Origin of the sequence: Pullulanibacillus pueri, assembly GCF_014639255.1 — a bacterium.
In the GTDB taxonomy this organism is placed as follows: Bacteria; Bacillota; Bacilli; order Bacillales; family Sporolactobacillaceae; genus Pullulanibacillus; species Pullulanibacillus pueri.
In genome coordinates, this window is record NZ_BMFV01000001.1 from 397,413 (window position 1) to 404,133 (window position 6,721).

The 6,721-nt window shown below is 40.4% G+C and carries 7 protein-coding genes; all 7 read left to right on the forward strand.

Annotation, left to right across the window (positions count from 1 at the left end; genetic code table 11):
* Nucleotides 1-88: 88 nt before the first annotated feature.
* The 7 genes from lepB to sucD all read left to right on the forward strand — a co-directional run bounded on the left by lepB (nucleotide 89) and on the right by sucD (nucleotide 6,545).
* Nucleotides 89-616 carry a signal peptidase I gene (lepB, locus tag IEV91_RS01795; protein ID WP_188495421.1) on the forward strand — a complete coding sequence of 176 codons (528 nt, stop codon included), beginning with the start codon at nucleotides 89-91 and terminating at the stop codon, nucleotides 614-616.
* A 35-nt stretch (nucleotides 617-651) separates the two neighbouring features.
* Nucleotides 652-1,521 (forward strand): ribosome biogenesis GTPase YlqF, encoded by an 870-nt coding sequence (ylqF, locus tag IEV91_RS01800; protein ID WP_188495422.1) that lies wholly within the window; start codon nucleotides 652-654, stop codon nucleotides 1,519-1,521.
* 103 nt (nucleotides 1,522-1,624) lie between these two features.
* The gene (gene rnhB, locus IEV91_RS01805) at nucleotides 1,625-2,392 is read left to right on the forward strand and encodes a ribonuclease HII (RefSeq protein ID WP_188495423.1); all 768 of its coding nucleotides are present in this window, start codon (nucleotides 1,625-1,627) and stop codon (nucleotides 2,390-2,392) included.
* A gap of 102 nt (nucleotides 2,393-2,494) precedes the next feature.
* Nucleotides 2,495-3,742 carry a TP0910 N-terminal domain-containing protein gene (locus tag IEV91_RS01810; RefSeq protein ID WP_188495425.1) on the forward strand — a complete coding sequence of 416 codons (1,248 nt, stop codon included), beginning with the start codon at nucleotides 2,495-2,497 and terminating at the stop codon, nucleotides 3,740-3,742.
* Complete coding sequence (locus IEV91_RS01815) at nucleotides 3,739-4,038, forward strand: EscU/YscU/HrcU family type III secretion system export apparatus switch protein (protein ID WP_188495426.1); 300 nt, start codon at nucleotides 3,739-3,741, stop codon at nucleotides 4,036-4,038. Before IEV91_RS01810 ends, IEV91_RS01815 begins: the two co-directional genes overlap by 4 nt.
* Before the next feature lie 425 nt (nucleotides 4,039-4,463).
* Complete coding sequence (sucC, locus tag IEV91_RS01820) at nucleotides 4,464-5,624, forward strand: ADP-forming succinate--CoA ligase subunit beta (protein WP_188495428.1); 1,161 nt, start codon at nucleotides 4,464-4,466, stop codon at nucleotides 5,622-5,624.
* Between the two features lie 18 nt (nucleotides 5,625-5,642).
* Complete coding sequence (sucD, locus tag IEV91_RS01825) at nucleotides 5,643-6,545, forward strand: succinate--CoA ligase subunit alpha (protein ID WP_188495430.1); 903 nt, start codon at nucleotides 5,643-5,645, stop codon at nucleotides 6,543-6,545.
* The last annotated feature ends 176 nt before the right edge of the window (nucleotides 6,546-6,721 follow it).

Here is a 6,721-nt window from a genome sequence, read left to right on the forward strand (position 1 = left end):
TAATTTGTCTATAGTAAAATAAGGTTCTATAGTTTGAGAGACCCAAATAACTTGGCAAATAAGAGTGTTAAAGGGGATGAAACTTTTAATGAAGCGCAAGAAAAAGAAATCCTGGGGAATTATAAGATCCGTGGTGATTGCTATTATCTTAGCCATCATCATCCGCCAATTTCTTTTTAATCACATCGTTGTGTATGGCACATCAATGCTTCCAACGTTACACGATCACAATCACGTTGTAATTAATAAATTGTCCTACAAAATAAGTGAGCCACGTCGTTTTGATATCATTGTTTTTCATGCCGATCGTAAACAAGACTACATCAAAAGAGTGATCGGATTACCCGGTGAAACTGTTGAATATAAAGACGATCAATTATATATCGATGGAAAAAAAGTTAAGGAACCCTTTTTAAAAAAGATAAAACATCCAGATCAAGGCTTATTTACTTATGACTTTAAGGAAAAAGTGCCAGAAGGAACGGTCTTTGTTTTGGGAGATAATCGCAGAGAAAGTCAGGACAGTCGAGAAATAGGTCCCATTCCTTTAAATCAAGTCATTGGGAAGGCCATGTTTGTTTTTTGGCCAGTGACTGAAGTTAAACATCTTCCATGAATGAATAAAATAAAAAGTATGAATAGGTGATGATTATGACCATACAGTGGTATCCCGGGCATATGGCTAAGGCCAAGCGGGAAATGATTGAAAAAATAAAGCAAATTGATGTTGTCATCGAACTTGTGGATGCTAGAATTCCTGAGTCTTCAAGAAACCCTTTAGTGGATGAAATTGCAGGACAGAAGCCTCGTCTCGTTATTCTTAATAAAAGTGATTTGGCAGATCCTAAGCAAACAGAGCGGTGGCAAGCCTATTTTCAAAAGCAGGGATTTAGTACCATTGCTGTGAACTCTCAGACAGGTTCTGGTACGGATAAGATAGCGATGAGCGTCAGTCAATTAACAGCTGAAAGGCGTCAACGTTTAGAGAATAAAGGAGTTAACCCAAGAGCTGATCGAGCATTGATATTAGGCATTCCTAATGTAGGGAAATCAACACTCATTAATCGCCTTGCCAATAAAAGGATTGCTAAAATCGGTGATCGGCCAGGTATTACCAAAACACAGCAATGGATTAAGATTGGGAGTACTTTGCAGTTGTTAGACACACCTGGAATCTTATGGCCGAAATTTGAGGACCAAACGGTGGGTCTACGGTTGGCAGCGACTGGGGCGATAAAAGATGAAGTGATTGACTATGAAGAAATTGCCACTTACATATTAAGATTTATGGTGCAGCACTATCCTGAAGCATTGATCAACCGTTATGGTTTATCGGAAAATCTTGATACCCTTGATATTGTCGAGCTTTATGATGCTATAGGTAAAAAACGTGGGTGTTTGATGAGCGGGGGTTACATTGATTATGATAAAACGGCCGAGATCATTGTAAGGGAGTTTCGTAGTCAAAAATTAGGACGCGTCACCCTCGAAGCCCCCAATCCTGTGCCAGAAGCTCAATAATCGAAAACAAAACGTCGATAAATAAAGTGAAGGAGGAAGAGGGTATGCGTGAAGTGTCCCATTTTCTCTTTTTATATTTTAATAAATATAAAGGATGTTCATTATGCAGCACCACTCAATTAAAGAAATCGCCGCACTTTTAAAAGATAAAAAAACTTTAAGTGAAGCAGAACGTCAACACCTAGAAGAGGATCAAAGAAAAGGCGTCAAGTCATTATTAGACACATGGGAGCGTAAGCGCGCTAAGGAAAAGGCGCTTGAGACCCAATATGAGCGCATGTTGGCCTTTGAAGAGCAACTTTATACAAAGGGCTATTCTTTGGTTGCCGGCATGGATGAGGCGGGTCGAGGCCCCCTAGCTGGACCAGTGGTTGCTGCAGCGGTTATTATTGATCCAAAGCAGCCGATTATTGGCGTGAATGATTCTAAACAGCTCACAAAAAAATTGAGACGGGAACTGTTAACTGAAATTAAGGCGAAAGCACTTGGCATCGGAGTCGGAATGGCTTCCGCGCAGGAAATTGATGAAGTGAATATTTACCAAGCCACAATACTTGCCATGAAAAGGGCGGTTGAAGCTCTTACTCCTGTTCCTCATTATCTTCTTGTCGATGCAATGACTGTGCCAGTGCATATACCGCAACACGCCATTACCAAGGGTGACGCCAGGAGTGTGTCTATTGCCAGCGCTTCTATTGTTGCTAAAGAAACTCGCGATGCGCTCATGGATGATTTGGCTGTCCGTTATCCAGGCTATGGTTTTGAGGACCATCATGGTTATGGAACGGCAGAGCATTTACAGGCTATAAAAACACTAGGACCTTGTTCAGAGCATCGGATGAGTTTTTCACCATTGCGACGCGAAGATTGAATAAGTAGGAGACAAAAATGAAGGGAATAGATCCGGAAAATGGAGGAGGGAGAATCTCCTCGATTTATAAAAATGTCTCTGCAATGAAATGAGGTGTTCACCATGTTAATCCCACCTGTAGGTCCAACGGATAGGGCACAAGCCAATCAATTTCGATTGTCGGATGGCCAAATGTTCAAAGGAAAAGTATTGGGAATGACGGATGATTCAGAAGGTGCTTTAGTAGAGATAGGGGGACGTGTGGTTAGAGCTTCAGTCCAAGTGCCTGTGGAGACGGGAAAATCTTATCTCTTTCAGTATTTGGATCAAAAGCCCCAGACTGTGTTAAAAGTGATTCAACCCTTTGCGAATAGCGACAGCCAGGGGTCCAGTCAGATTTTGAACACACTTATTCAAAGATTTTCATTGCCCCAAAATAGTCAAACTGTTAAACTCTTAAACTTTTTTTTAGAAAAAGACTTACCTTTACGTGGGCCTCTTCTCAAATCCGTTTTTAAAATGGTTCAAGAAGCAACCGGAGCACTCATGTCTATTCAAGAAGCTGATTTAGATGTTCTTGAGTTCATGTTGCGTCGCGAGCTTCCTTTGCAGGCGCCCCTTTATCAGTATTTAATAAGTGCCAAAAAAAGTCAGGGGAATGCAGGGCTGCTTAGTCAACTCGTTGCCCTTTTAGAGCAAGCCGGAAGCCGATCAAAATTACCTATTCAACTGCAATCGCTTTTTGAAACTTGGCCGGATTTAGATGACCAGCCTTCATCGAAGTGGTTGTTTGACGTATTGAACCGCATCGGCTATTTTCAAGAAGCAAAATTGGCAAATCCGCGCGTCAAGCCCGATGAACTGGGTATGACCTTAAAAACGGGGCTGTTAGCGGTAGTAAATGATAAGGAAAATCATGAGATGAGCGATCACGCCGAAAAGCTACTGGCAGCTATTACTGGCCAACAACTCCAATCCTTACCTGCCGATCGCTCACTAATACAATGGCTATTTACGCTTCCAGTTCTATTCAATCATGAATTTAAAGATGTTCAAATGCTGTGGGAAGGGAAGAAAAATGAACAGGGTGATAATGAAACAGAGTACTATAAAATTCTTTTTTATTTTGACTTCAAAGTTATAGGAGAGACGGTGGTTCGGATTTTAACTCAAAGGAAAATGCTTACTGTAACGTTATTTAATGATACCATTGAGTTAGAACCATTAATTGAAAAATACAAACCGCAGCTCCAAGAGCGATTGTCTGCTCTTGATTATACCCTTGTCTCTCTCACCCAAATCAATGGGGAAGTAAAACAGGCAAAACAATATTTTAAATCGTCAGAAATCTCCTGGGATGTGAAAATATGAGCGACGTTCAAAAGAAAATAAAAAAGGCTGTCGCTTTAAGCTATCAATCCGAACGGGACATAGCGCCGAAGCTATCGGCTAAAGGGATGAACAATCTTGCTGAAAAAATCATTGAAAAGGCCGAGCAACATAACATTCCTATTCAAAAAGATGATACCCTTGTTGCGCTTTTAAGTACGTTAGAGATTGGCGAATCCATCCCTCCTGAACTCTACGAAGCTGTTGCAGAAATCTTTAATTTTGTGTATGCGTTAAATAGAGAGTTCACTCCAAATCCTAATCAAGGAGAGGATTAAGCGGTCTATGGACCTCTTCATCCTCGACAAGATCCCCTCTTAATATCGGTCGTGTGTGTTAATTTTTGTAAAAAATAGACGTAAAAAAGGAAGGGGTTTCATATGTAATAATTTTAGTATGTCGGGGAAATTTAACATTATTAGGTATTATGTAATAGTGGACAAATCTAGACAGAGTTTTATACAATAATAAGGGTCGTTCGAAAAGACACGATAATAACTGGATGATCTCAGTATAAACAAGAAATGTCCCTTTTAGAGGTATAAACACTTGCGAAGTTTTGAGAGCGCTACGACATGGGGAGGCTTGAGTCTAAGCTTAGGCTAATCCCGAGTGAGTAGTCTAGGGTTTTTTATCAGGTTTCTTTTTGGACACACACAATATCATAGCAGTGGTTGACCTAAGATGATAGGAGGTAGCAATCGTGAATATTCATGAGTATCAAGGAAAAGATCTCTTGAGACAATACGGTGTTCCCGTTCCCAATGGAAAAGTTGCTTTTACAGTCGAAGAAGCAGTCAAAGCTGCGGAGTCTCTCGATTCTAATGTTAAGGTTGTAAAGGCCCAAATTCATGCGGGTGGACGTGGTAAAGCTGGTGGGGTAAAACTAGCAAAATCCGTTGATGAAGTCCGTACATATGCAGAAGAGCTATTAGGAAAAACGCTCGTGACGCATCAAACTGGTCCTGAGGGTAAAGAGGTTAAACGTTTATTAATCGAAGAGGGCAGTGACATTAAGAGCGAATATTATATTGGGCTTGTTCTAGACCGCGAAACATCACGTATTGTCATGATGGGTTCAGAAGAAGGCGGTACTGAAATCGAAGAAGTTGCAGCCAAGACACCTGAAAAGATTTTCAGAGAAACAATTGATCCTGCAATTGGTCTTTTACCGTTCCAAGCCAAGCGTTTAGCTTTCAACATTAATATTCCTAAGGAATTAGTGAATAAAGCCGCTAAATTCATGATTGGTCTTTATAATGTCTTTATTGAAAAAGATTGCTCTATTGCTGAGATTAATCCTCTCGTCACTACTGGCGATGGTCAGGTTATTGCTTTAGACGCAAAACTCAATTTTGATGATAATGCGCTTTATCGTCATCCAGAAATTTTAGAACTTCGTGACCTTGAAGAAGAAGATGAAAAAGAAATCGAAGCTTCTAAATATGACTTGAACTACACTGCCCTTGATGGCAATATCGGAATGATGGTCAATGGTGCAGGTCTTGCTATGGCGACCATGGATATTATTAAGTTCTACGGCGGTGAACCGGCGAACTTCCTAGATGTTGGTGGCGGTGCAACAGCAGAAAAAGTAACGGCTGCATTTAAAATCATCTTATCTGATCCAAACGTTAAAGGCATTTTCGTTAACATCTTCGGTGGTATTATGAAATGTGATGATATTGCAACAGGTGTTATTCAGGCAACGAAAGAAGTTGGCCTTGAAATTCCTTTAGTTGTACGACTTGAAGGAACTAACGTTGAACTAGGTAAAAAACTTTTAAATGAATCTGGCTTGAATATTACAGCTGCTGAGTCCATGGCTGATGGAGCCCAAAAAATTGTATCACTCGTCAAATAGAAAGGTGGTAAGTCCAAAATGAGCGTTTATGTAAATAAAGATACGAAAGTCATTGTTCAAGGGATTACCGGCTCTCAAGGTTTATTCCATACAAAGCAAATGCTTGAGTATGGCACCCAAGTTGTCGGTGGTACAAACCCTGGCAAAGGCGGTACTGAAGTTGAAGGTGTGCCTGTTTTTAATACGGTTTCTGAAGCAGTACAAAAAACAGGTGCTAATGTTTCAATTATTTATGTTCCTCCTGCTTTTGCTGCGGATGCCATCGTCGAGGCCGTTGATGCTGAATTAGACCTTGTGATTTGTATCACAGAAGGTATTCCGGTTATAGATATGGTGAAAGTAAAACGTTATATGGAAGGTAAAAAGACACGTCTTATCGGTCCAAACTGCCCTGGTGTTATTACTCCAGACGAAGCGAAGATCGGTATCATGCCTGGATACATCCATAAAAAGGGTCATGTCGGGATTGTTTCCCGCTCAGGTACTTTGACCTATGAAGCTGTTCATCAGCTCTCAGAGGCTAATATTGGCCAGTCTACGGCTGTTGGTATTGGTGGCGATCCAGTGAACGGCACTAACTTTATTGATGTTCTTAAGGAATTCAATGAAGATGATGATACCTATGCAGTCATTATGATTGGTGAAATTGGCGGTAATGCTGAAGAAGAAGCTGCCAAATGGATTCATGAGAATATGAAAAAACCAGCGATTGGTTTCATTGGTGGTCAAACAGCACCTCCAGGAAAACGTATGGGCCATGCAGGGGCTATTGTTTCCGGTGGACAAGGGACCGCTGCAGCTAAAATTAAAACGTTAAACGAATATGGTGTTAAAGTCGCTGATACACCTGCTGTTATCGGTGAAACCCTTATTTCTGTGCTTAAAGAAAAGGGCATTTACGAAAAATGTCTTGTTGATTGATTTTGTAGAAAAAAGCTCTTAATTCATGAGGGCACTGAAAATCTTACGATTTTCTGGAATAACTAATTAACATTATTAAAAAGACGACCTAAAAAATTCGGAAATTGAATTTTTGATATGCTCCCTTTTAGGTAGACAGATTAAAAAATAAAAATCTGTTCTATCTAGGGGGAGCT

Excerpts from the sequence above, each read along its gene's own strand:
- IEV91_RS01810 (WP_188495425.1), top strand. The coding sequence starts at position 2,495 with ATGTTAATCCCACCTGTAGGTCCAACGGATAGGGCACAAGCCAATCAA.
- sucD (WP_188495430.1), top strand. The coding sequence starts at position 5,643 with ATGAGCGTTTATGTAAATAAAGATACGAAAGTCATTGTTCAAGGGATT.
- IEV91_RS01815 (WP_188495426.1), top strand. The coding sequence starts at position 3,739 with ATGAGCGACGTTCAAAAGAAAATAAAAAAGGCTGTCGCTTTAAGCTAT.
- lepB (WP_188495421.1), top strand. The coding sequence starts at position 89 with ATGAAGCGCAAGAAAAAGAAATCCTGGGGAATTATAAGATCCGTGGTG.
- rnhB (WP_188495423.1), top strand. The coding sequence starts at position 1,625 with ATGCAGCACCACTCAATTAAAGAAATCGCCGCACTTTTAAAAGATAAA.
- ylqF (WP_188495422.1), top strand. The coding sequence starts at position 652 with ATGACCATACAGTGGTATCCCGGGCATATGGCTAAGGCCAAGCGGGAA.